Origin of the sequence: Streptomyces sp. (assembly GCF_035645055.1) — a bacterium.
In the GTDB taxonomy this organism is placed as follows: domain Bacteria; phylum Actinomycetota; class Actinomycetes; order Streptomycetales; family Streptomycetaceae; genus Streptomyces.
Map to the genome: position 1 here is coordinate 20,126 of NZ_DASQNH010000099.1, position 24,299 is coordinate 44,424.

Consider the following 24,299-nt stretch of genomic DNA (forward strand, 5'->3'; position numbering starts at 1 on the left):
GTGCCGGTCGCGCGGTTCCGCGCTCCTGAGCGAGGTCCACTGGTCCCGCCTCAGAAGGGACGCGGGAACTGCGCGACCGGACCCCACCGACCCGCACCCGGCGACGACCGCACCCCCTACGGGGCCTCCCGCACCGCCGCGGCTGCCTTGCGCGCAGCGACCTGCACCGGGTCCCACACCGGGGAGAACGGCGGCGCGTACCCCAGGTCGAGGTGGGCCACCTGCTCCACGGTCAACCCAGCGGTCAGCGCCACCGCGGCGATGTCCACGCGCTTGCCCGCCCCCTCCCGGCCGACGATCTGGACGCCGAGGAGGCGGCCGGTGCGGCGTTCGGCGAGCATCTTCACGGTCATGGGGGAGGCGCCGGGGTAATAACCCGCGCGGCTGGTGGACTCGATCGTGACCGTCACGTACTGGAGCCCGGCCCGCCGCGCGTCCTTCTCGCGCAGCCCGGTGCGGGCGATCTCCAGATCGCAGACCTTGCTGACCGCGGTGCCGACGACACCGGGGAAGGTGGCGTAACCACCGCCGACGTTGGTGCCGATGACCTGGCCGTGCTTGTTGGCGTGGGTGCCGAGCGGGATGTGCCGCTCCCGGCCGGAGACCAGGTCCAGCACCTCCACGCAGTCGCCGCCGGCCCAGATGTCCTCGTGGCCGCGCACCCGCATCGCGAGGTCGGTGAGGAGTCCGCCGCGGTCGCCCAGGGGCAGCCCCGCCGCGCGGGCGAGCGAGGTCTCCGGGCGCACCCCGATGCCGAGGACCACCACGTCCGCCGGATACTCGGCGTCCTGCGTGGCCACCGCGCGGACCCGCCCGTCGTCCCCGGTGAGCACCTTGGTCACCTCGGCGTCGTCCACCATGGTGATGCCCATGCCCGCCATGGCCTCGCGGACCAGCCGCCCCATGTCGGGGTCGAGCGTGGACATCGGCTCGGCCCCCCGGTTGACGACCGTCACCTCGTAGCCGCGGTGGATGAGCGCCTCGGCCATCTCCACACCGATGTAGCCCGCCCCGACGACCACCGCGCGACGGCCCCGCGTGCGCGTGAGGGTGTCCAGCAGGGCCTGCCCGTCACCGAGGGTCTGCACCCCGTGCACCCCGGGCGCGTCCGCGCCGGGCAGGTCGGGCCGGACCGGCCGCGCCCCGGTGGCGATCACGAGATGGTCGTACGACGTCCACGACTCGGCGCCGGAATCGACGTCACGCGCGCGTACCCGCCGCCCCTCGGTATCGATCTCGGTGACCTCCGTGCGCAGCCGCAGGTCGATGCCGCGCGCCCGGTGCTCCTCGGGGGTGCGGGCGATCAGCTCGTCGCGTCCGGCGACGTCGCCACCCACCCAGTACGGGATGCCGCACGCCGAGTAGGAGGTGAAGTGGCCCCGCTCGAACGCGACGATCTCCAGTTCCCCGGGGCTCTTGAGACGACGGGCCTGCGACGCGGCGGACATCCCCGCGGCGTCGCCGCCGATCACCACCAGTCGCTGCCGGGTGTCCCTCGTACGGCTCATGTTCATGCGAACACGCTACGGGCGCCCGGCATCTCAGTCGCGCGGCCCCTCCGGTTCCGTACCGCGCGCCTCCTCGGTCTCCCGCTCCCCGGTCCCCTCCGGCTCCTGCCCCCGCGCGGGCAGCGGGCCGAGCGCCGTCATCGCGGCCGGCTCGGCCGCGCGGCGTGCCCGGCGGGGCCGGACGAGACGCAGCCAGACCAGGAGCAGCACGGCCGCCAGCGCGACGAACGGCAGCACGGCGGCGAGCGCCACGACGATCCAGCGCAGCATCGCCACGAACGCGTCCCAGCCGCCGCCGAGCGCGTCGCCGACCCCCGGGTCGTCGTCCTCGGCGGCCCGCTCCACCGGTGTCTCGGTCAGGGCCAGGGTGATGGTCGCCAGGCTCGTGCGGTCCTTCAGGGACGCCTGCTGGGCGAGCAGCGCCTCCAGGTCCGCCTGGCGGCTGCTCAGTTCACCCTCCAGCGTCACCACGTCCTGGAGCCGGGTGGCCTCGTCCATCAGCGAACGGATCCGGTCCACGCTGGCCCGCTGGGTGCGGATCCGGCTCTCCACGTCGACGACCTGCCCGGTGACGTCCTGCGCCTTCGCGCTGCGCTCCAGGAGCCGGCCCGCGCCCTCCAGGTCCGCCAGCACCTCCTCGTACCGGTCCACCGGCACCCGCAGCACCAGCTCGGTGTACTCCTCGTGCTCGTCCCGGTGGGTGGTCTCCCGGCCGACGTAGCCGCCCGCGTCCTCGGCGGCGGCGCGGGCGCCGGCGAGCGCCTCGGACACGTCCTTCACCCGCACGGTCAGCGAGGCGGTGCGGACGATGTGGTTCACGGCCGGCTTCGGCGCCTCGTCCTGGTCGCTCCGCGTGGCCCCGGACCGGCCGCCTCCGTCCTCGTAGCCCGGACCGGCCGCCTCCGCGGCCTTGTCGCCGGCGCCGGACGCGGTCTCGTCGGCCGCGCCCCCGCAACCGGTCACCGTGAGGGCGGTGGCGAGCAGCAGCCCGGCGAGGAACCGGCCGGGCCGTCGTGCGGAACGTCGTGCGCGCATGTGGGAGTACCCCCCGAGGTTCGGTGCGAGTGACGTTCCTACGACGCCCGGGTGGCGCCGGAGGTTTGACCGGCCCGGTCCCGAACCGGTCACGGCCTGGACTCGGCCGGGCCACGGCCCCTCGGCGGCACTGTCGGTGGCGTCTGAGAAGGTGGAGGACATGAGCGGAGTACGGAGCGACGCCCGTCGGGTCGTCGTCATCGGAGCGGGGATCGCCGGGCTGGCCGCCGCCCACCGGCTGCTGGAGCGCGGCGCGCGGGTCACCGTGCTGGAGGCGTCCGACCGGGTCGGCGGCAAGCTGCTGCCCGGCGAGATCGCGGGCGTGCGGGTCGACCTCGGCGCCGAGTCGCTGCTGGCCCGCCGCCCCGAGGCGATCGGTCTCGCGCGCGAGGTGGGCCTCGCCGGCCGGCTCCGGCCGCCGGCCACCACGACCGCCGCGCTGTGGACCCGCGGCGCCCTGCGCCCCATGCCCCAGGGCCATGTCATGGGCGTCCCCGGCACCGCGGACGCCCTGTCCGGGGTGCTCTCCGAGGAGGGTGTGCGCCGGATCGAGCGGGACGCCGAGCTGCCCCGCACCGAGGTCGGCGACGACGTGGCGGTGGGGGAGTACGTCGCCGCGCGGCTGGGCCGCGAGGTCGTCGACCGCCTGGTCGAACCCCTGCTCGGCGGCGTCTACGCGGGCGACGCCTACCGCATCTCCCTGCGCTCCGCCGTCCCCCAGCTCTTCGAGGCCGCCCGCACCCACGACTCGCTCACCGAGGCGGTCCGCGGCATCCAGGCCAGGGCGGCGGCGCACCCGCGGACCGGCCCGGTGTTCACCGGCATCGAGGGCGGCGTCGGCACCCTGCCCCTCGCGGTGGCCGACTCGGTGCGGGCGCGCGGCGCGGAGATCCTGACCCGCACGGCGGCGACGGAGCTGCGCCGGGCGGGCGACGGCGGCTGGCGGATCACCGCCGGGGACCGGACCCTGCACGCGGACGCCGTGGTCGTCGCCGTCCCCGCGCCCGCCGCCGCCGCACTGCTGCGCGCCGAGGTCCCGGCCGCCGCGGCCGAGCTGACCGCCGTGGAATACGCCTCCATGGCCCTGATCACCCTCGCCTACCGGCGCTCCGACATCCGTCTCCCCGAGGGCAGCGGCTTCCTCGTCCCGCCGGTCGACGGACGGACCATCAAGGCGTCCACGTTCGCCTCCCGGAAGTGGAGCTGGATCGCCGAGCAGGACCCGGAGACGGTGGTCGTGCGCACCTCGGTCGGCCGCCACGGCGAGACGGAGATCCTCGGCCGCGACGACACCGGCCTGGTCGCCGTCTCCCGCCACGACCTCGCGGCGGCCACCGGACTCGACGCCACGCCGGTGGCCACCCGCGTCACCCGCTGGGACGACGGCCTGCCGCAGTACCCGGTCGGCCACCACGCGCGCGTGGCGCGCATCCGCGACCACGTCGGCAAGCTGCCCGGTCTCGCCGTGTGCGGCGCGGTCTACGACGGGGTCGGCGTCCCGGCCTGCATCGCGAGCGCGTACGCCGCGGTGGACCAGCTCGGCGGCGACCCGCGGGCTGTGGAGCAGCTCACCGCCCACCCGGTGCAGAGTCTGCACGGCGGAGCGGGAGAATGAGGGACATGAGTGACGACGCCACCACCACCGGCCGGATCCCGAACAAGGGCAAGCTGGCCAAGGACCTCAACGAGGTCATCCGCTACACCCTGTGGTCCGTGTTCAAGCTGAAGGACGTCCTCCCCGAGGACCGCGCGGGCTACGCCGAAGAGGTCCAGGAGCTGTTCGACCAGCTCGCCGCGAAGGACGTGACGATCCGCGGCACCTACGACGTCTCGGGTCTGCGCGCCGACGCCGACCTGATGATCTGGTGGCACGCCGAGACCAGCGACCAGCTCCAGGAGGCGTACAACCTCTTCCGCCGCACGAAGCTGGGTCGCGCCCTCACGCCGGTGTGGTCCAACATGGCGCTGCACCGCCCGGCCGAGTTCAACCGCTCCCACATCCCGGCGTTCCTCGCCGACGAGACGCCGCGCGACTACGTCAGCGTCTACCCGTTCGTGCGGTCCTACGACTGGTACCTCCTGCCGGAGGAGGACCGCCGCCGGATGCTCGCCGACCACGGCAAGATGGCCCGCGGCTACCCGGACGTCCGCGCCAACACGGTCGCCTCGTTCTCCCTCGGCGACTACGAGTGGATCCTCGCCTTCGAGGCCGACGAGCTGTACCGCATCGTCGACCTCATGCGCCACCTGCGCGCGTCGGAGGCCCGCCGCCACGTCCGCGAGGAGATCCCGTTCTTCACCGGGCGCAGGAAGTCGGTGGCCGATCTGGTCGCCGGTCTGGCCTGACTCCGCCGGACAGGGGCGGGGCCGTAGGGCATCGCGGCTCCGGCGCGGAATGCGGCCAGCCGCAGACGGCCCGCCCCCGGCGTCATCGCGCAGCCGCGGGCTTCGGCTCCGGGTGCGGCGCGCAAGCGGCGCGCCGCCCCGGCACCCGCCCCTCCAGCAGATACGCGTCGACGTATCCGTTCACACACGCGTTGGGCCCACCCGCGAGCCCATGCGTCCCCGCGTCCCGCTCGGTCACCAGCACCGCCCCCGGCAACCGCCGCTGCAACTCCAGTGCCCCCTCGTACGGCGCGGCGGCGTCCCGCTCGGCGGCGAGAATCAGCGTCGGCGGCAACTCCCCGGGCCCGGTCCGCACATCGAGAGCCTGCTGACGCGGCGCGTGCCAGTACGCGCAGGGCAGGTTCATCCACACGTTGTCCCACGTCTCGAACGGCGCCACCCGCGCGAGCCGGGTGTTGTCCCGGTCCCACACCGCCCAGTCCGTCGGCCACGGCGCGTCGTTGCACTCCACGGCCGTGTAGACCGCGCTCGCGTTCTCCGCCTCGGCCGCCGCCTCCCGCTGCGGCGCGGCCAGGTCGACCAGCGGCTGCGGATCGTCCTTCAGATACGCCGACAGCGCGTGTGCCCGCGCCGGCCAGTAGTCGTCGTAGTAGCCGGCCTGGAGGAACAGGTTCTGCAGCTGTCCCGGCCCGACCTCCCCGCCGGCCGGTTCGGCGGCGAGCCGCGCCCGCGCCCGGTCGTAGCTGCGCTGCACCTCGCCCGGGGTCGCGCCCAGCCCGTAGACGTCGTGGTGCTCGGCGATCCACTCCTTCAGATCCGACCAGCGCCCCTCGAACGCCGCCGACTGGGCCAGGTTGTTGCGGTACCAGACCTGCGCGGGGTCCGGGTTCACCGCGGAGTCGAACACCATCCGCCGCACGTGCGAGGGGAACAGGGTGGCGTACAGCGCCCCGAAGTAGGTGCCGTACGACGAGCCCATGAAGGTCAGCTTCCGCTCGCCCAGCGCGGCGCGCAGCACGTCCAGGTCGCGGGCGTTGTTGAGGGAGTGGTAGTGCCGCAGCGCGCCGCCGGAGCGCTGGGCGCAGCCGCGCGCGTACGCCTTGGCCTGCGCGATGCGTTCGCGCTTGTACGCCTCCGAGGGGTGGGTCGGCGCCTGGGTGGGGCCCTTGAAGAAGCGCGCCGGGTCCTGGCAGGACAGCGGGGCCGACGTGCCGACGCCGCGCGGGGCGTAGCCGACCAGGTCGTACGCGGCGGCGATCCGCTTCCACTCGGGGAGCAGGCCGACCAGCGGGAAGTGGAAGCCGGAGGCGCCCGGGCCGCCCGGATTGTGCACGAGGGCGCCCTGCCGGGGCACCTTGCGCTTGCTGTTGTGCGGGTCGCGCTGGGTGGCGCGCACCCGGCTGACGGCGAGGTCGATCTGCCGGCCGTCCGGCCGCGCGTAGTCCAGTGGGACGCGGACGGTGCCGCACTCCATGCCGCCCGGCATGTCCTGCCCGTCGGCGCAGGCGCCGAAGTCGACGCCCCGGGCCGCGGCCCGGGCGGCGGCCACCGCGGTGCCGCGCATCTCGGGGTCCCCCGGGGCCCTCGGTGTGCCGTCGGCGGGGGCGGCGGCCAGGGCGGTCAGCAGCAGGGATCCGGCGGCCGTGTAGAGGGCGGCAGCTCTCATCGCGTACTCCCTTTCGGTGCGCGGCAGCGACAAAAGGGATGTTTGGTTCGCGGGTGGACGATGGCAAGCACCGGGCGCCCGGTGTCGGCCCGCGTGCTTCCCCATGCCCCCTGAACGGCCCCTACGGGTCCCTGCGGACCTGTCCGCGATGGCGCGGGTGCCGGCCGCGCGCTGAGGAGCCGTCAGTCGCGCCAGGCCGGTCCGCTCCGCTCGAAGGCCGCCCGCAGCTCCGGCTCGGCGACCGCGCGTGCACGGCGACCGAGGTGAGGTACGCGCGCTCGTCGGCACGGTCGCCGGGCTGCCGGGGCAGCGCGGCCAGCAGCCGCTGCCCGGCCGGGGAGGCCCAGTGCGAGTACGGGTGCGCCTCGATGCGCGCCAGGGCCAGGCAGCTCAGGGCGAGGGCGAGCGGCAGCGCGAACCAGCACGCCACCAGGGGACGCGCCAGTCCCGGTTCGCCGGGCAGCAGCAGCGCGGTCGTGCCGAGCGCCACCACGGCCAGCGCGGCGAGCCGCACCCGCCGGACACCCGCCGCCACCGTCGTCCGGGCTCCGGGCGGTACGGCCAGGCCCGCGCGGACCAGCCGGTCGGCGAGCGCGCGCACCGCATCGGCGGTGGCAGCGGCGGCCCGTACCGGAGCGAGCGGGGACTGCCCCTGCGGCCCGATCGCCCCTATCACCGAGCGCTCCAACTCGTCGCGCCCGCGCGGGTCGACGACGGTCGCCCAGCCGGTGTGCGCGAGCAGCAGCCGCCGCTGGCGGGCCATGGAGACCAGGGTGAGATCGGCGACCCGGGCGGGGCCGCCGGACAGGAACGCGGCCTCGTACGGCGTCAGCTCGTGTGTCCCGGTCGCGCCGTCGTGGGCCGTGCGCACGGCGGCCAGGCACAGCGAGGCGCACGCCGCGCCGGCGGCGGCCCAGGCGAGCAGCAGGAGGAGGACCCAGAACATGCCGTGTTTTCTATGCCGGCGATCCGGTGAACGCCATGGGCCGTTCACGATCCGGACGCGGCGTTGCCGGTCTGTGACGTTCCGTTTCGCGCAGGGTGCCGCCTGCCGCGGCACCGCACATGGGTGCGCTTCCCCCGCGGGCGTACGGCGGCGGAGGCGCCCGCGCCGGTCAGCGGCCCAGCAGCATCCGGCGGGCGCCCCGGGCCAGCCGTACGGCCGGGCGCGCCGAGTACGGCACCGGACCCGACCGCTCCCGCCACCACGTCCGCACCTCCCGCCGCACCCGCGCCTCCAGCCGGCCGGAGCACAGCAGGTGCTCGGCGAAGTCCAGGGCGTCGCGCCGGTAGCCGCCGGTCATCGGACGGCCGTGGGCGTACGCCAGGAACTCTGTCCGGTACGTGGCCCCGAGCAGCCCCGGCAGCTCCGGTGCCAGCTTCGCCACGATCCCCGCCCGTTTCCCGGCCAGCGCCCGCGCCTGCACTCCCAGCCGCACGCGGTCGAACCCCTCCGGCGCGGGCGTCCCGGCGACGAGCGCGGAGAGCAGGGCGGCCTGAGCGAGACCGAGCCGCTCGCGGGCGGGGGCGGACCCAGCCGCCGGAGTCCCGAGCCGCGGAGTCCCGGGCTTCCGGGTCCCCCTCCCCGCAGTGTCGGCCCCCGCAGTGTCGGCACCCGGAGTCGCGGTCGCCCGCGCACGGCCCTCCCGCAGCGCCTCCCGGATCGCCCCCAGTTCTCCCGCCAGCTCCGCCGGCGCGGGGAAGTTCTCGTCCCGCTCCAGCAGCACGCCCGGCGGGGAGACCCGCGAGGCGAGGTCGGCCAGGATGCCGAGGACCGGACGCGGGACGGGGTGGGCGTGGCTGTCGTGCCAGACGCCGTCCCGCTCGAAACCGCCCGCGACATGGACGTACGCGATGGCCTCCAGGGGCAGTTCGGCGAGCGCCTCGGCCGGGTCCTCCCCGCGGTTGACGTGGTTGGTGTGCAGGTTCGCCACATCGATCAGCAACCGTACGCCCGTGCGGTCCGCCAGCTCGTACAGGAACTGGCCCTCGGTCATCTCCTCGCCCGGCCAGGAGATCAGCGCGGCGATGTTCTCCACCGCCAGCGGCACCGGCAGCGCGTCCTGCGCGATCCGCACGTTCTCGCACAGCACGTCCAGAGCGTCCCGGGTGCGCGGCACCGGCAGCAGATGGCCCGCCTCCAGCTGCGGCGAGGCGGTCAGCGGCCCGCCCGCGCGGACGAACGCGATGTGCTCGGTGACCAGCGGCGAACCCAGCGCCTCGGCCCGCTCGGCCAGCGCCGTGAGCCGGCCCGGATCCGGCCGGTCCGCGCCGCCGAGCCCCAGGGAGACACCGTGCGGCACGACGGTCACCCCGCGCTCGCGCAACCGCCGCAGCGAGTCCGGCAGATGGCCGGGGCACACGTTCTCGGCGACGACCTCCACCCAGTCGATGCCCGGCATCGCCTCGACGGCGTCCGCGATCTCCGGCCGCCACCCGATCCCCGTCCCGAGTCGCTCCACGCCCCCCACCTCCAGGTGCTCCGCACGATGTGCAGGGGGTATGGCCCCGCCGTCGGCGCCCGAACCCCGCCGCGCGCACCTTCAGAGCAACATTTGAGGTTCCGCCTCACACCCTGCGGTAGCGGGCCAGCGCGATGGAGAACAGACCGAAGACGGCCAGGCCGAGCGCCACCAGGGCCAGCAGCCACGGTCCCGCCGGGGTGCCGGCGAAGGCGCGCAGCGTGCCGTCCAGCCCCTTGGCCTTCCCGGGGTCGTAGTCCACGGCGGCGATCACGGCGAAGACACCGGCCGCCGCGTAGACCAGACCGCGCGCCGCCCCGCCGGTCACCCCCAGGACGTCCACGACGCGCTGAACCCGCCGGGACATCCGCGCCTTCATGAGGTGCTTGTGGAACGTGCGCCGGGCCGCGCGCACCCCGATCCCGACGCCGACCCCCAGGACGACGAGACCCGCGAGACCCACCAGCCAGCGGCCGAGGGGCAGTTCGAGGGCGCGCGAGACGAGGTCCCGCGACGTCGCGTCGCTCCCCTCGCTGTTCTTGGAGGAGGTCACGAACGTCAGCACGGAGAACGCCACGAATCCGTAGAAGACGCAGCGCCCGGCGTTCAGGGCACGCTTGGACGCCTTGCGGCCGTCCGGGCCGGAGGCCCCGAACACGGCCTCGGACAACCGCCACACGGCCATGCCGACCAGGCCGATGCCGATCGCCCACACCAGTGCCTCACCGAACGGCTGCCGGGCCAGCTCCTGGACGGCGCCGCTGCTGTCCGCCTCCCTGGACCCACCGCCCCCGGTGGCGATGCGCAGCGCCAGCACACCGATCAGCAGATAGATCGTGCCGCGCGCCACCAGGCCCCAGCGGGCCCCGGCGTCGACGACCGAGCCGTTCGCCGCGCGGCGGGCCCGGGCGGCCCCCGTACCGCGCGTCGGGTGAAGACGGGTCCTCATCCAGCCTCGAGTCACGGACGATCCGGTCGCCATGGCCGCTGCCCTCCTGTCGTCGCCCCACCCGGCGGTGTGCGATGCCGGCACGGGCCCGGATGCCCCCGGCGGTACGGGGTATGCGCCCGGTGCCGCCCGCGTCCGGGGGCGGACGCGGCGCGGGCCGCCGCCCCGGACGAAGCGGAGCGGCGGCCCGCCGTCGGCTGCTCGTCGCTTCCCGCGAGCGGGTGCGGGAGCGCGCTCACCGGCGACGCAGCCTGCCGAGGAGCGTGCGGGCCTGCGCCCGGGTGCGGGGGTTCGACGCCGCGCGCCGTGCCGACGCGATGGTCCGTCGGCCCTGAGGGCTGCGGCTGTACTGCTTGAGCCGGTTCAGTATGCCGGGCATGACACCTCCATGAGTGCGGTGCGGGGAGGGCGACTCGCCTCCCTTCCGCTCGTCTACCCGCGCGACGCGGAAGGACGCGGAAGGACGCGGAAGGACGCGCAAGGACGCGCAAGGACGCGGAAGGACGCGCAAGGATACGGAAGGGCACGGAGGGACACGGAAGAAGGCGGATCCCGGACCGCGCCGGGCCGTCGAGTTTGCCCGCGGCGGATGCGGTAAGGCGGATGCCATGGCCAACACACAGGAGCAGGAAGGCAAGACGGGACGCGCCGCCCGTACCGCGAAGACTGCCGCCTCGAAGGCGGGGGACACCGCGACGAAGGCCGGGAACGCCGCGTCGAAGGCGGGGGACAAGACCGCTTCACCGGGCGACACCGCCGCGCGAGCGGCCCGGTCGGTGTCCGCCGGGGCATCCCGGGCGGTCACCTCCGCGGGCACCGCGCTCGCGAGCACCCGGGGCACCGTGGTGTCGGCCGCGGGCCAAGTGGCCTCGGCCGCCACGACGGCCTGGGCGGTCGTCAGGAACCGCAAGCTGATCGCCGCCGGGGCCGCGACGGGAGTAGGGGCCCTCGCCACGGCGTCCTTCGTGGCGGGCCGCCTCGTCGAGCGCAGCGGGCACGGGCCGATCACGCGCCTGACCGGCGGGCGCATCTGACCGCGCGGACACCGCGGCACCCACGGGCCCTGACGGGCTGTCGGCCGGCGTGTCCGCAGCTGCCGCACCGTACGGCGGCGTGCCGGCGGCCGGACGACACCGGCACGCCGGCCGCCGCCGTGTTCACCGCCGCCCGCCGCGCACACCGCACCCGATGACCGCGCCCCGGCGGGGCCCACCGCGACCCCGCCCCGGCGGGGGCCACTCACCCGGCACTACGTCACCGGCCGAGGCGCGAGCCGACGGACGCTCGCGCGGTGACGAACCCGCGGCGGCGGGGGACACCCCTGGATGGCGTCCAACCGCCTAGGCCCGAGGCCGGCGCAGTGCCGGATGGTCGGCGACGACCGTGCAGGAGCCGGGGGCGATCTCCGTGTAACCGGCGTCCCGGACGACCGGCAGGCCGCTCGCGGTCAGCTGCCCCCAGTCCGCCGGGTCGGCGATGCGGACGGCGAGCGGGAAACCGGCGTCGCGCCAGTCCGCGCGCTCCTGGTCGGACAGTTCCCACCAGGCGAGCTGGGCGCCGTGCCCGGCCTGCGCCATCGCCTTTCCCGCGGACATCTCCACCCCGGGGTTCAGCCACAGCACCGGCGCGCCCGGATCCGCCGGGGCCGGGGACTCCGGGTCGTCGAGTTCGGTCCCGGACACCTGGAGCTTCACCAGTTCCCTGGGCCAGCCGTCCAGCGGCACCGGCGGGAACACCCGCACCTCCGCCGCCTTCCCGGTGACCGTGATCCCGGGCAGCGCCTGCGCCCGCCGCCACTCGGCGCCGCGCGCTCGCCGCACCACCTTGCGGATCCGGGCGTCCTGCCAGTCCCGCACGGCCCGGGCCCATTCGCCGTCCCCCAGCGACCGGTCGTCGGCGAGCATCACGAGCACCGCGCGAGCCGCCGTCTCCAGCGCGTCGGTGCGCGCCGGGGGCGCGGCCCGCTCGATGCGCACGACCAGGGGCAGCACGAACTGCGGGGCCTCGTCGCGGCCGGAGCGGGCGGCACGGAAGGGGCTGCCGTCGGAAGCGGAGGGATCGGCGGGATCGGGAACGGAGGCATCCTGTGTCACGTCCTTCAGTCTGCCAGGCGGAAGACCGGGGGAAAGGGGCGTGGTGGGGCGAGAGCTGCGACTGGAGGCAGTGGGCCGCCGCTACGGGCCGCGCGGCTCCTGGGTGCTGCGCGGTGTCGACCTGTCCGTGCCGCCCGGCGCCCTGATCCGCGTGGAGGGCGCCAACGGCACCGGAAAGTCCACCCTGCTGCGCCTGCTCGCGCGCCTGGACGCCCCCACCGAGGGCCGCGTCACCGGCCGCCCGCGCACCGCCTACGTCCCCGAACGCTTTCCGCCGGCCCTGCCGTTCACCCCCGCCGGCTATCTCCGCCACCTCGGTGCCGTGCACGGCCTGTCCCGCGCGGGGGCCGCCCGGGCCGCCGACATCTGGCTGGAGCGCTTCGGCGCCGGGGCGTACGCCCACACGCCGATGCGGCGGCTGTCGAAGGGCAGCAGCCAGAAGGTGGCCGTCGCGCAGGCGCTGCTCGCCGATCCGGAGCTGCTGGTGCTGGACGAGGCGTGGACCGGCCTGGACACCGCCGCCCGCGCCGAACTGGAGCGGGCGGTCGCCGAGCGGACGGCGGCCGGGGGCGCCGTCGTCTTCGTCGACCACGACCCACGGAGGCTGGCGGGCGCGGCCGTCGCCGTCCACACCGTCCGCGACGGCGCCCTGCACCGCCGTACCGGGGAAACGGCGCCCGCGCCCGGCCCGCGGGCCACCGTCGAGGTGCAGGGACCGCCCGGCGCGCCGCTGCCCGCCGACGCCCTGCGCCTGGCCGCCTCGGCCGCCGAGACGGCCCCCGGCGCCCACCGGATCACCGTCCCCGCCGCCCATTCCGATGTCCTGCTGCGCGCCCTGCTGACGGCGGCCCCGCCCTGGCACGTCGTGTCCGTGCGCACTCCCGCCGATCCGGAAAGCCCCCGATGACCGCCCTTGTCCGCTATCAGGCCGCGCTGCTGCTCCGCTCGCAGCGGTGGCTGCCGCCGTTCATCCTGTACGCCGTCTTCCTGGCGGTGAGCGTGCAGGGCGGGCAGCCGGTGCTGGACTCGCTCGGCTACGCGGCCGCCGCGCTGCTGCCCGTCGCCGCCTGGCTGGCCCGGATCTGCGCCGAGGGCGAACCGGCCGCGGCGCGCGCCTGTACCGCCGCCGCGGCCGGGCCGGCCCGGGCGCATCTGGCGTGCCTGCTGGTGGCGTTCGCCGCGGCGACGGCCCTCGGTGGCCTCGCGACCCTCGCCGTGACGCTGATCAGCGACCCGGCGAGCGCCGACGGGCAGACCCGGGTGCCCCGGCTCCCGGCCGGGGCCGCGGGGCTGCTCGCCGCGCTCGCCTGCGCTCTGCTCGGCACCGCCGTCGGCGCGCTCACCAGCCGCCCGGTGCTGCGCTCGACCGGCCGGGCGGTGCCCGCGCTGCTGCTGGCCGCGCTGCTGTCGCTGGTGCTCACCGGTTCCCCGGCGAACGCGGCGGTCAGCGGCCTGGTCACCGGCTCCCGCTCGGGTGCCGTCCCGTTCCCGCTGCTGCCGCTGGGCGCGGCGGCGCTGCTCGCGGCGGCGGCGACCGCCGTGGCGTGCGCGCTCGGCTCCCGCCGGTCAGCCTGAGCAGGAGGTGCGCTGTGCCTCCTGCCACTCGCAGACCGGGCAGAGGGTGATCCCCTTGTACGACTCGGGGTGCTCCGTCGGCTCCCGGCACAGCACGCACTCCGCGTACGGCGGCCCGTCCGCCTTGGGCGGTCTGCTCGCGTCGATCAGGCAGTAGTCGTTGACCTCGGCCTCGCTCATGTCTCCAGCGTAGGCCGGTCGGCGCGGGCCGGTCAGCGTCGTGCCGACCCGATCAGCTCCGACACCTTCACGAAGCGGAAGCCCTGGCGGCGCAGCTCCGGCACGATCGTGCGGATCGCCCGCTCGGTCGTCGGCGCGGCGCTGCGGGTGCAGTGCAGGACGACCACCGAGCCGGGCCGTACGCCGTCCAGCACCTGCCGGGCGACCGCGTCGGCGTCCGTCGCGAAGGCGTCGCCGCCGACCACGTCCCACTGCACGGCGGTGACGCCGGTGCCGCTGAGCGCGCGCAGGGCGCGGCGGTCGTAGCAGCCGCCGGGGAAGCGGAAGTACGGCTTGGCGTCCGGGACACCGGCCGCGCGGAAGGCGGCGTACGCCCGTTCCACGTCCGCCCGCATCCGGTTCCCGGCGACGGTCGGCAGGCCGTAGCAGTCGTCGGTGAACGCGTAGTGGCTGTAGGAGTGGTTGGCGACCTCGAACAGCGGGTCCCGGCCGATGGCGCGGGCCTGGGCCGGGTACTCCTCGGCCCAGCGGCCCGTCATGAAGACGGTGGCCGGCACCTTCAGCGTCCGCAGCGTGGTGATCAGCCGGGGGTGGTCGAAGCGTTCGCCCGCCGCCGCTCTCGGCCCCTGGTCGGCGGTCATGTCGGCGTCGAAGGTGAGCGCGACGGTCTTCCCGCCGCTTCGAGGGCCGTGGTGGAACACGGGGGTCAGTCCGCCGGGGCCGGGCGCCAGGGTGGCCGGCCGGGACGGGGCGGAGGCGGCGGGGGCGGGCGGGGCGGCCCGGGAGGCGGTGCGGGCGGCCTCGGGGGCGCCGCACGCGGCGAGCGCGGCGCCGAGCGCACAGACGGCGGCGATACGTCGTACGAGAAGGATCATCGTATGAACGTAAGGGGGTGAAGCGGGCTTATCGGGCCCGCGTCGCCGACAGTGCGCTCAGCGTCCGCCGGAAGTCACCCGGCCGGACGGCCGGGGCCGGGGCCTATCCGCGCCAGGGTCCCGTCACCGCGAACGTCGTGCCGGGCGTGTAGCAGTTGACGTACATCGTCCGGCCGTCGGGGGAGAAGGCGACGCCGGCGAACTCGCCCCACTCCGGCTCCTCCTCGGTGCCGATGGCCTGGCGGTTGCGCGCCATCTCGTACACCTCCCCCTTGCGGGTGACGCCGAAGACGTGCTGCGCCCCGTTGCCGTCCTCGCAGACCATCAGACCGCCGCTGGGCGCGAGGCAGATGTTGTCCGGGGACTCGCCCGGCAGCTGGACGTCGGTGTCCGGGCCGAAGACGACCACCAGGGTGAGGTGCCGCCGGTCCGGGTCGTAGCGCCAGATCTGCCCGAAGTGGTCGCCGGCCGATCCCTCCTGGCTGCGGGCGTACGACGACACGAAGTAGACGCTGCGCCCGCCCCAGTAGCAGCCCTCCAGCTTCTGCGCGCGGGTGATGCCCTTCTTGCCGTAGTCCTGGAGGCGGACCGATGTCTGCTTGGCCAGCGGGTCGGGGACGTCCACCCACTCGACGCCGTCGAAGCAGGCGCCCGGCTCCTGGACGGCCGACAGGTCGGGCACACCGGGCACCCGCATCGCCTGGAGGCGCCCGCCCGCGCGCAGCGCGCCGGTGCCGCCGAGCGGCTTGTTCGGGAGGAAGCGGTAGAAGAGGCCGAAGGGCTGGATGAAGGCGTCCTCGGTCTCGTAGACGATGCCGTTCCTCGGGTCGACGGCGACCGCCTCGTGCTGGAAGCGGCCCATCGCGGTCAGCGGGACCGCCCCGGTGCGGCGCGGGTCGGCCGGGTCGACCTCGAAGATGAACCCGTGGTCCTTGGTGTAGCCGTTGGTGCCCGCCTTGTCCTCGGTCTCCTCGCAGGTCAGCCAGGTACCCCAAGGGGTGGGCCCGCCCGAGCAGTTGACGGCCGTGCCGGCGACGGCGACCCGCTCGGAGAGCACGTTGTCGCGGGCGTCCAGGGTGAGGGCCGTACAGCCGCCCTTGCCCGCCGGATCGTAGGTCAGGCCGTCGACCGTGGGAACGCCGAGGCGGGCCGTCGCGCGGTTCTCGTGGTTGCGGACCAGATGGACCCGGCCGCCGCGGCCGGGCAGCGCGGCCATGCCGTCGTGGTTGGAGGGCACCTTGCCCTCGCCGGAGCGCAGCGGGTCGCCCTCGCGGGACAGCACCTTGTAGCGGAAGCCCTTCGGCAGGTCGAGCAGGCCGTTCGGGTCGGGGACGAGCGGTCCGTAGCCGGTGTGGCCCACTTCCTGGGCGGCGGCCGTGCCCGCGAACAGCTCGGAGACGGCTCCGGTGAACGCGATGCCCACTCCGAGGGCACCGGTGCGGGCGAGGACCTGACGACGGGACACAGACATGGAGGTACCTTCCTGCTGGCGGACAGGACAGTGATCCGCTGTGTCTACCATCTACCGTCCGCCACGGGAACAACGCGCGTAGCACCTCATGGGTCCGGCCTCAGGTGTCGAGCGCGGGCGGAGGGCTCTGTTCCGCCCCCGCGTCCCGGCCTCGCTCCAGGAATCGCAGCAGCTCCACCGGGATCGGCAGCACCAGGGTGGAGTTCTTCTCCGCCGCGACCGCCATCACGGTCTGGAGCAACCGCAGCTGGAGGGCGGAGGGCGCGTCGGCCATCTGATGGGCGGCCTCCGCCAGCTTCTTCGACGCCTGCAGCTCGGCGTCGGCGTTGATGATCCGGGCCCGGCGCTCCCGGTCCGCCTCCGCCTGCCGGGCCATCGAGCGCTTCATGGTCTCCGGCAGCGACACGTCCTTGATCTCCACCCGGTCCACCTGGACTCCCCAGCCGACGGCCGGGCTGTCGATCATCAGTTCCAGGCCCTGATTGAGCTTCTCCCGGTTGGACAGCAGATCGTCGAGGTCGCTCTTGCCGATGATGGAGCGCAGCGAGGTCTGGGCCATCTGTGAGACGGCGAACTTGTAGTCCTCGACCTTGATCAGCGCACTCGCCGCGTCGACGACCTTGAAGTACACCACCGCGTCGACCCGCACGGTCACGTTGTCCCGGGTGATGCCCTCCTGGGCCGGCACGGGCATCGTGACGATCTGCAGGTTGACCTTGTGCAGCCGGTCGACGAACGGAACGATCAGGGTGAAACCGGGCCCGCGTACGCCGTCCAGCACCCGGCCCAGCCGGAAGACCACCCCGCGTTCGTACTGCTTCACGACCCGCGCCGCCGCCGCGACGTACACGACGCCCGCGGAACCGACCGCCGCGGCCGCCCCCAGCAGCTCCTCCACCATGACGACCTCCTCGTCCAGAGGCTTGAAGCCCGGAGGTCCGAAACCCGGAAGCCCGAAGCCCGGAAGCCCGAAGCCCGGGAGCCCGGAAGCCCGAAGCCCGAAGGTCCGATATGTCTGATGGTGACACGATATGCCCGGCGCCCGGTCCGGGGCCACGGCGGGCCCCGGACCGGGCGCCGGGCGGAATCGTGCGGAAACGTCGCGCGGGATCAGGCGGCCATGGTGAGCTTCACCGGTTCGATGCCGCTCTGACTGTGCCGCTCGGCCCAGCTCTCCAGCGCCGTACGGCAGGCGTGGTCGAGGTGGTGCAGACCCGACAGGTCCAGCTCGACCGGGCGGTCCTGGGGCAGGGACTCCAGGCTGCTGAGGATCTTCGGCAGCCGCAGGAACGTCGCGTTGCCCGACAGACACGCCTGCACCGGCCCGGCGCCCTTGTCGACGACCTCCACCCTGACGTGCGAGGCCTCCCAGGCGGTCTTGACGACCGACAGGGCGATACCGATGAGGACACCCTCGAACATGTTCACCGCCACGATCGACACCGCGGTGACCACGAGGATCAGCGCCTCGCCGCGGTGCCCCCGCCACAGCGTGGCGATCTGCCGGAACGGGATCAGCTTCCAGCCCGCGTGGACCAGGATGCCGGCCAGCGCGGGCAGCGGTATGAGGGCCAGCGCGGACGGCAGCAGCGCCGCGAACAGCAGCAGCCAGACGCCGTGCAGCACCCGGGAGGCCTTGGTCTTCGCGCCCGCCGCCACGTTCGCCGAGCTGCGCACGATCACCGCGGTCATCGGCAGCGCGCCCAGCACGCCGCACACCGCGTTGCCCGCGCCCTGCGCCATCAGCTCCTTGTCGTACTCGGTGCGCGGACCGTCGTGCAGCCGGTCCACGGCCGCCGCGCTGAACAGCGACTCGGCGGACGCGATCAGCGTGAAGGCCAGGACGGTGCCGAGCAGCGCCGGGCTCGCCAGCTCGCCGAACGCGTCGAGGCCGGGCGGCTGGACGGAGTCCAGCAGGCCGTTCACCTCCACCGTGGCCACCGGCAGGCTGAGCGCCAGGGTGGCCACCGTCGCCAGGGCCACCGCGGCGAGCGCGCCCGGCACGGACTGGACCTGCTTGGGCAGCTTCTTCCAGCCGACCATCACCGCGATGGTGCCCACGCCGACCGCCAGTGAGACGAGCGCCTCGGTGCTGCCGAACGCGTCGACGGCCGCCCCGGGGAGTCCGAGGATCTTGTCGATGCCGGAGGCGGGCGCCTTCAGCCCCGCCGCCGCGTACAACTGCCCGGCGATGATGACCAGGCCGATACCGGCCAGCATGCCCTCGACGACCGAGAGGGAGATGGCCCGGAAATAGCGCCCCAGCTTCAGGGCGCCCATCACGAGCTGGAGCAGCCCGGCCGCGAGCACGATCACGCCGAGCGCGGGCAGCCCGAACTCCTGCACCGCCTCGAAGACCAGCACGGTCATTCCGGCCGCGGGGCCGGACACCTGGAGGCTGCTGCCGGGCAGCAGACCGGTGACGATGCCGCCGACGATGCCGGTGATCAGGCCGACTTCGGCCGGGACGCCGGAGGCGACGGCCACGCCGACGCACAGCGGCAGCGCGACCAGGAAGACGACGAGGGAGGCGGCGAAGTCCTGCCTGAGGAAGGGGTATTTGGTCATGGCGGGACTCACAGCGCCTCGAACGCGTCGGTGTCCGCGCGGTGTTCGCGGACCCGGCCGGTGTGCACCTCGTAGTACCAGCCGCGCAGCCGGAGCCGGCCGTCCGCCAGCCGCCGTTCGACGCACGGGTAGGACCGCAGCCGGAGCAGCTGGGACAGCACGTGGTGCTGCACCGCCTCGGCGACCTCCGGGTCCGCCGGGTCGGCGGCCTTCGGCTCGTCGGCGGCGTGCGCCAGCCAGTCGCGTACGGCGGGCACGGTGGCGAGGTCGTCGCCGCGCACCAGCGCGCCGACGGCACCGCAGTGGGAGTGCCCGCAGACCACGATGTCCTGGACGCCGAGGACTTCCACGGCGTACTCGATGGTGGCCGCCTCGCCGGTGGGGGTGCCGGAGGCGTACGGGGGCACGATGTTGCCCGCGGTGCGCAGCTCGAAGAGCTGGCCGGGACGGGCGCCCGTGATCAGGGCCGGGACGACCCGGGAGTCGGAACAGGTGATGAACAGGACCTCGGGGGACTGGCCTGCCGCGAGGTTGGCGAACTCCTCAGGGCGCTGTCCGAACGTGCGGGCGTTGTCGATGAGGGGCTGCATGGTGGTGACTCCTCCTGGCGCGCCGTGGGGGCGCGTCGGGCGTGCATGACAGAGGGCGGTGTGGGGGGTCGCTCTGCTGGATCAGCAGCGGAACACCTGGAGGGCGGCCGGAGTGTGCGATCTGGAGGGTCTCGACGCGTGGTCGCGCACGACGCTGGGCGCGGGCGCGTCGAGTCCGGCCCCTGGTTCCGGGCCCCGGGGCGGGAGCGGCCGTCCGGCTGTCCCGGGGGTGGGCCCGGCGGTGCGGTGAGGTGGGGGACCGGTCGGGTCCCCGCGGAACGGACCGAGGTGCAGCGGAGGCTCGGGGGCCGGCGCCGTAGCGGAAGGGATGATTCCAGCCTGGGCGCCATCTGCGAGTGGGCGATCCGCGTACGCGTGTGCTAACGATGCGGAAACGCCGAGGGAGCAAAGGGTGAGCAGCACGGCGGCGAGGAACCGCAGTGCGGTCCATCCCGTCGCAGCTCGGAACATGAGTTCCCTTCCGCTCTGTTCACGTCTCTAGTCCGGACCAACGGTTGGTCAACAGCTGGTCAAGAAACACGTTAACCCTGCAAAGTCGTTTGCAGGGTTAACTCGACGTATCCAGCGGGAGAGAGCCTCAAAAGTGAGGGGTAATTGGCCGGAAGTGGATCTTGATCATGACGTAGTACTGCGATAGGGGCTATGGGGCTTCCGAGGGCGTCACCAGCCGCTTGGCGTCACGGGCCAGCGCGGTCAGACGCGAGATCGCCCGGAAGTACTTCTTCCGGTAGCCGCCCTTCAGCATCTCCTCGCTGAACAGCCGGTCGAAGGGCAGCCCGGAGGCGAGGACCGGGACCTCGCGGTCGTAGAGCCGGTCCGCGAGGACGACGAGCCGCAGCGCGGTCGACTGGTCGGGCACCGGCCGCACACCGGTGAGGCAGACCGCCTTCAGGCCGTCCGTCAGCGCGCCGTAGCGGCTGGGGTGGACGCGGGCCAGGTGGTCCAGCAGCCGCGGGAACTCGTCGAGGGAGGCGCCCTCGGTGGCGTACGCCGCCTGCGTCACCTGCTCGTCGGAGAACGGGGCCGGGGCCTCCGGCAGACCGCGGTGGCGGTAGTCCTCGCCGTCGATGCGCAGGGCGCGGAAGTGGGCGGACAGGCCCTGGATCTCGCGCAGGAAATCGGCCGCCGCGAAACGGCCCTCGCCGAGCTTGCCGGGCAGGGTGTTGGAGGTGGCGGCGAGCGCGACACCGGCCTCGACCAGCTTGCCGAGCAGCGTCGACACCAGGACCGTGTCGCCCGGGTCGTCCAGCTCGAACTCGTCGATGCACAGCAGGCGGTGTCCCGACAGGGTCCGCACGGTCTGCTGGAAGCCGAGGGCGCCGACGAGGTTCGTCAGCTCCACGAAGGTGCCGAAGGCCTTCAGGGCGGGCTCGGCGGGGGTGGCGTGCCAGAGGGAGGCCAGCAGGTGGGTCTTGCCCACGCCGTAGCCGCCGTCCAGGTAGACGCCCCGGGGCCCGGCCGGGGCCTTGGGGGCCTTGGCCCTGCCGAAACCGAGGAAGCCGCGCCGGACCGTGCCCTTTCCGCTGGCGTGCGCGCCGCCGAGGCCCCCCGCGAAGGATTCGAGGACGTGGACGGCCTCGGTCTGGCTGGGCTGGTTCGGGTCCGGGATGTACGTGCTGAAGCGGACCGAGTCGAAGCGGGGCGGGGGGACCATCTCCGCGACGAGGCGCTCCGCGGGCACGTGGGGCTCGCGGGCGCACAGCGAGAGGGGGGCTGCCGCGTCGGCTATCGGGGGGCGGTTGGCGGGGGCGGGGGTGCTGGACACGGTTATCCATGCTACGGGGTGTTTCGGGGCGCCTGCTGGCGTGCGGGACCCGGTGGGCGGGCGGCTGCGGCGGCGTTGGGGCTGGTCGCGCAGTTCCCCGCGCACCTTCTGCGGTGCGGTGCGGTGGGGTGGGTGCGGTGCGTCGTGGTTGGTCGCGCAGCTCCCCGCGCCCCTCCGGGGGTGCCGCCGTCGTGCAGGTGCGGCGTCGGTGGTGGAGTCGCACTGGCCGGTCGTGTTCGTCGCGGGCCGTCTTCGCTGAATACGTTCCGTATTGCTCTGGCGTGGAACACTGCACCGCATGCGACGCCTGTTCCCTGTGGCCGCCGAGGCCGATGATCGTGAGTGGAGCCTTGCCGAGCTGGCGGAGGCCTATGCCTATCCCGCGCCGAGGCCGGGGGAGCCGGTGGCCTGGCTGCGGGCCAACATGGTGTCCACCCTGGACGGGGCCGCGCAGCACGACGGGCGGTCCCAGCCCATCTCCGGCGCGGCCGACATGCGGATCTTCGGCACGCTGCGCGCCCTGGCCGATGCGGTCGTGGTCGGTGCTGAAACGGTCCGGCGGGAGGGATACCGGCCGGCGAAGGCCCGCGCGGACTTCGCGGCCCTGCGGGAGGCGGCCGGACAGGGGCCCGCCCCCGCCATCGCCGTGGTCTCCGCGAGCCTGGAGCTGGACTTCTCACTCCCGCTGTTCACCTCACCGCTGGTGCCCACCCTGGTACTGACCGGTGCCGCGGCACCCCCGGAGCGGGTCGCCGCCGCCGAGAAGGCCGGTGCCCGCGTGGTGGTCGCCGGTGACGGAGTGGGCGTGGAGCCCGCCCGCGCGGTGCGGGAGCTCGCCGAGCTGGGGCACACCCGGCTGCTCACCGAGGGCGGGCCGCGCCTGCTGGGACAGCTGGTCGCGGCCGGGGTGCTGGACGAGCTGTGCCTGACCGTCTCGCCGATGCTCACCGCGGGCGACGCCCAGCGGATCGCGGGCGGGCCGGGTGTGGCGGTGCCGCAGCAGTACGGCCTGGTGTCGCTGCTGGAGGAGGGCGGGTTCCTCTTCTCCCGCTACCGTCGGTCGTGAGTGTGATGGAATCTGTCATTCCGGCTCAGCGGAATGTGTCGCTCCGCTTAACTTCCGCTGGGCACACTAGGACTCGCAGTACCCGTGCGATCACGGGGCAGGATGGTTTCCGCAGGGCCTGGTACGGCCCGCGGAGGACTGAGGGCGTCGAGAGCCCTCGGAGGAGAAGGGGCGCCTGGTGTTCACAAGCGTTTTGATGATCGAGAAGGCCCTGACGTCCGCCGACGTGGAGTTCGTCACGACCTTGCACGGGGACGAGCCGGTCCGCTTCCACGTCCTGCTCCAGCCGCGCGGCGAGCAGGCCGACCGCCTGCTGCGGGCCATCGACGACCTCGCCATCGGCGCGGTGGAGGAGGCCGTGCGCGAGGGCGAGACACCGGAGGGCGAGGAGGCCAGGAGCGAGGGCGAACGGGCCCTGGAGGTGTCGCTGGCGGCGTTGCGCGCGGCGGGCAGCTCCGCCGACGGGCGGCTCATCGAGGACCACCCCCTGGACGCCCTGAAGTCCCTGGTCGCGGAGGTCGGGGCGGACGAGGTGATCGTCCTGACCGACCCCCACTACGTGGAGGAGTTCTTCCACCGGGACTGGGCGTCGAGAGCGCGGCACAAGGTCGGCGTGCCGGTGCTCAAACTGTTCTCCCACAGCAAGGCATAGGCTTGGGCGGCGCGCCCCCCGGCGGACCGCCGCGGGGCGCGCCCACCGACGTACCGCAATCCTGGGGAGAACAACGCATGGCACCCGGCCTTCCTACCGCCATGGACCGACCGCACTTCATCGGCATCGGCGGAGCCGGAATGTCGGGCATCGCCAAGATCCTGACGCAGCGCGGCGCCAAGGTCGCGGGCAGTGACGCCAAGGAGTCCGCGACGGCCGAGGCACTGCGCGCGCTGGGCGCGACGGTGCACATCGGGCACGCGGCCGAGCACCTGGCCGACGACGCCAGCTGCGTGGTCGTGTCGTCGGCGATCCGCGCCGACAACCCGGAGCTGGCCCGCGCGGCCGAGCTGGGCATCCCGGTGGTGCACCGCTCCGACGCCCTCGCCGCGCTGATGGACGGCCTGCGCCCGATCGCGGTGGCCGGCACGCACGGCAAGACCACCACCACGTCGATGCTCGCGGTCTCCCTCTCCGCTCTGGGCCTGAACCCGTCGTACGCCATCGGCGGCGACCTGGACGCGCCCGGCTCCAACGCGCTGCACGGCGACGGCGAGATCTTCGTCGCCGAGGCGGACGAGAGCGACCGCAGCTTCCACAAGTACGCGCCCGAGGTCGCCATCGTCCTCAACGTGGAGCTGGACCACCACGCCAACTACGCCTCCATCGACGAGATCTACGAGTCCTTCGAGACCTTCGCGGGCAAGATCGTGCCCGGCGGCACCCTGGTGATCTCGGCGGACCACGAGGGGGCGCGAGAGCTGACCCGCCGCCTCGCGGGCACCGTGAAGACCGTCACGTACGGCGAGTCGCCGGACGCCGACGTCCGTGTGCTGTCCGTCGTCCCGCAGGGCCTGAAGAGCGAGGTGACCGTCGAGCTGGACGGCACGCCGCTCACCTTCACGGTCTCCGTGCCCGGCCGCCACTACGCCCACAACGCCGTCGCCGCCCTCGTGGCGGGCGCGGCGCTCGGCATCCCGGCGGCGGAACTGGCACCGGCGCTCGCCGCGTACACCGGCGTCAAGCGGCGCCTCCAGCTGAAGGGCGAGGCCGCCGGGGTCCAGGTGATCGACTCCTACGCCCACCACCCGACCGAGATGACCGCCGACCTGGAGGCCATGCGGGCGGCGGCCGGCGACTCCCGCATCCTCGTCGTCTTCCAGCCCCACCTGTTCTCCCGCACCCAGGAGCTGGGCACGGAGATGGGCCGGTCGCTGGCGCTCGCCGACGCCTCGGTGGTCCTGGACATCTACCCGGCCCGCGAGGACCCGATCCCCGGCGTCACCAGCGAGCTGATCATCGACGCGGCCCGCGCGGCGGGCGCCGAGGTGACGGCCGTGCCCGACAAGGCCGGCGTACCGGACGAGATCGCGGGAATGGCCCGCCCCGGCGATCTGGTTCTCACCATGGGCGCGGGCGATGTCACCGACCTCGGCCCGCGCATCCTGGACCGTCTGTCGCGCCAGTCGAAGTGAGG

At 74.2% G+C, this 24,299-nt stretch carries 22 protein-coding genes and 1 pseudogene; 8 read left to right on the forward strand and 15 right to left on the reverse strand.

What is annotated here, in order from left to right; genetic code table 11:
* Positions 1–116 precede the first annotated feature (116 nt).
* Both VE614_RS31905 and VE614_RS31910 read right to left on the reverse strand, forming a co-directional pair.
* Complete coding sequence (locus VE614_RS31905; RefSeq protein ID WP_324945245.1) at positions 117–1,514, reverse strand: FAD-dependent oxidoreductase; 1,398 nt, start codon at positions 1,512–1,514, stop codon at positions 117–119.
* Between the two features lie 27 nt (positions 1,515–1,541).
* On the reverse strand, positions 1,542–2,543 hold the full coding sequence (locus VE614_RS31910; protein WP_324945248.1) for a DUF4349 domain-containing protein: 1,002 nt from the start codon (positions 2,541–2,543) through the stop codon (positions 1,542–1,544).
* Between the two features lie 160 nt (positions 2,544–2,703).
* Between VE614_RS31910 and hemG the strand changes: the two genes are divergently transcribed.
* Together hemG and hemQ are read left to right on the forward strand one after the other, a co-directional pair.
* Positions 2,704–4,158, forward strand: a complete 1,455-nt coding sequence (gene hemG / locus VE614_RS31915) for a protoporphyrinogen oxidase (RefSeq protein WP_324945250.1) — start codon at positions 2,704–2,706, stop codon at positions 4,156–4,158.
* Positions 4,159–4,163: 5 nt separating this feature from the next.
* The gene (gene hemQ / locus VE614_RS31920; protein WP_324945254.1) at positions 4,164–4,889 is read left to right on the forward strand and encodes a hydrogen peroxide-dependent heme synthase; all 726 of its coding nucleotides are present in this window, start codon (positions 4,164–4,166) and stop codon (positions 4,887–4,889) included.
* Between the two features lie 82 nt (positions 4,890–4,971).
* On the opposite strand, the gene VE614_RS31925 is transcribed toward hemQ, so the two are convergent.
* From VE614_RS31925 to VE614_RS31945, 5 genes and pseudogenes are all read right to left on the reverse strand, one after another.
* Positions 4,972–6,555, reverse strand: a complete 1,584-nt coding sequence (locus VE614_RS31925) for an alpha/beta hydrolase (protein ID WP_324945257.1) — start codon at positions 6,553–6,555, stop codon at positions 4,972–4,974.
* A gap of 182 nt (positions 6,556–6,737) precedes the next feature.
* Positions 6,738–7,501, reverse strand: a pseudogene (locus tag VE614_RS31930) (TIGR04222 domain-containing membrane protein).
* 169 nt (positions 7,502–7,670) lie between these two features.
* On the reverse strand, positions 7,671–9,017 hold the full coding sequence (locus VE614_RS31935) for a DUF692 domain-containing protein (RefSeq protein ID WP_324945260.1): 1,347 nt from the start codon (positions 9,015–9,017) through the stop codon (positions 7,671–7,673).
* A 106-nt stretch (positions 9,018–9,123) separates the two neighbouring features.
* Positions 9,124–9,966, reverse strand: a complete 843-nt coding sequence (locus VE614_RS31940; protein WP_324945262.1) for a DUF1206 domain-containing protein — start codon at positions 9,964–9,966, stop codon at positions 9,124–9,126.
* Positions 9,967–10,201: 235 nt separating this feature from the next.
* On the reverse strand, positions 10,202–10,345 hold the full coding sequence (locus tag VE614_RS31945) for a hypothetical protein (RefSeq protein WP_324945266.1): 144 nt from the start codon (positions 10,343–10,345) through the stop codon (positions 10,202–10,204).
* A 229-nt stretch (positions 10,346–10,574) separates the two neighbouring features.
* Between VE614_RS31945 and VE614_RS31950 the strand changes: the two genes are divergently transcribed.
* On the forward strand, positions 10,575–11,000 hold the full coding sequence (locus VE614_RS31950) for a hypothetical protein (protein WP_324945269.1): 426 nt from the start codon (positions 10,575–10,577) through the stop codon (positions 10,998–11,000).
* A gap of 306 nt (positions 11,001–11,306) precedes the next feature.
* Here VE614_RS31950 and VE614_RS31955 read toward each other — a convergent pair whose 3' ends face one another.
* Positions 11,307–12,059 (reverse strand): aminoacyl-tRNA hydrolase, encoded by a 753-nt coding sequence (locus VE614_RS31955; protein ID WP_324945272.1) that lies wholly within the window; start codon positions 12,057–12,059, stop codon positions 11,307–11,309.
* Positions 12,060–12,102: 43 nt separating this feature from the next.
* Here VE614_RS31955 and VE614_RS31960 point away from each other — a divergent pair, with 43 nt between their 5' ends.
* Complete coding sequence (locus tag VE614_RS31960) at positions 12,103–12,966, forward strand: ABC transporter ATP-binding protein (protein ID WP_324945427.1); 864 nt, start codon at positions 12,103–12,105, stop codon at positions 12,964–12,966.
* The gene (locus VE614_RS31965; RefSeq protein ID WP_324945275.1) at positions 12,963–13,634 is read left to right on the forward strand and encodes an ABC transporter; all 672 of its coding nucleotides are present in this window, start codon (positions 12,963–12,965) and stop codon (positions 13,632–13,634) included. Before VE614_RS31960 ends, VE614_RS31965 begins: the two co-directional genes overlap by 4 nt.
* Here the strand turns inward: VE614_RS31965 and VE614_RS31970 are convergent.
* The 7 genes from VE614_RS31970 to zapE form a co-directional block, all read right to left on the reverse strand.
* Positions 13,626–13,814 (reverse strand): hypothetical protein, encoded by a 189-nt coding sequence (locus VE614_RS31970; RefSeq protein ID WP_324945278.1) that lies wholly within the window; start codon positions 13,812–13,814, stop codon positions 13,626–13,628. The genes VE614_RS31965 and VE614_RS31970 overlap by 9 nt on opposite strands.
* Positions 13,815–13,846: 32 nt before the next feature.
* A complete protein-coding gene (locus VE614_RS31975) occupies positions 13,847–14,689 on the reverse strand; it encodes a polysaccharide deacetylase family protein (protein ID WP_324945283.1) in 843 nt (280 codons plus the stop codon).
* A 103-nt stretch (positions 14,690–14,792) separates the two neighbouring features.
* A complete protein-coding gene (locus VE614_RS31980; RefSeq protein WP_324945285.1) occupies positions 14,793–16,160 on the reverse strand; it encodes a PhoX family protein in 1,368 nt (455 codons plus the stop codon).
* Positions 16,161–16,260: 100 nt separating this feature from the next.
* Positions 16,261–17,061 (reverse strand): slipin family protein, encoded by an 801-nt coding sequence (locus VE614_RS31985; protein WP_324945288.1) that lies wholly within the window; start codon positions 17,059–17,061, stop codon positions 16,261–16,263.
* Positions 17,062–17,270: 209 nt separating this feature from the next.
* Positions 17,271–18,728, reverse strand: coding sequence for a SulP family inorganic anion transporter (locus tag VE614_RS31990; RefSeq protein WP_324945291.1), 1,458 nt, complete (start codon positions 18,726–18,728; stop codon positions 17,271–17,273).
* Between the two features lie 8 nt (positions 18,729–18,736).
* Entirely contained in the window at positions 18,737–19,318 is a 582-nt protein-coding gene (locus VE614_RS31995; RefSeq protein ID WP_324945294.1) for a carbonic anhydrase, read from the reverse strand.
* 661 nt (positions 19,319–19,979) lie between these two features.
* The gene (gene zapE, locus VE614_RS32000) at positions 19,980–21,104 is read right to left on the reverse strand and encodes a cell division protein ZapE (protein ID WP_324945298.1); all 1,125 of its coding nucleotides are present in this window, start codon (positions 21,102–21,104) and stop codon (positions 19,980–19,982) included.
* A gap of 298 nt (positions 21,105–21,402) precedes the next feature.
* Here zapE and VE614_RS32005 point away from each other — a divergent pair, with 298 nt between their 5' ends.
* The 3 genes from VE614_RS32005 to murC all read left to right on the forward strand — a co-directional run bounded on the left by VE614_RS32005 (position 21,403) and on the right by murC (position 24,297).
* The gene (locus tag VE614_RS32005) at positions 21,403–22,170 is read left to right on the forward strand and encodes a pyrimidine reductase family protein (protein WP_324945301.1); all 768 of its coding nucleotides are present in this window, start codon (positions 21,403–21,405) and stop codon (positions 22,168–22,170) included.
* A 178-nt stretch (positions 22,171–22,348) separates the two neighbouring features.
* On the forward strand, positions 22,349–22,822 hold the full coding sequence (locus VE614_RS32010; RefSeq protein WP_324945304.1) for an indole-3-glycerol phosphate synthase: 474 nt from the start codon (positions 22,349–22,351) through the stop codon (positions 22,820–22,822).
* A gap of 77 nt (positions 22,823–22,899) precedes the next feature.
* On the forward strand, positions 22,900–24,297 hold the full coding sequence (gene murC, locus VE614_RS32015; RefSeq protein WP_324945308.1) for a UDP-N-acetylmuramate--L-alanine ligase: 1,398 nt from the start codon (positions 22,900–22,902) through the stop codon (positions 24,295–24,297).
* The last annotated feature ends 2 nt before the right edge of the window (positions 24,298–24,299 follow it).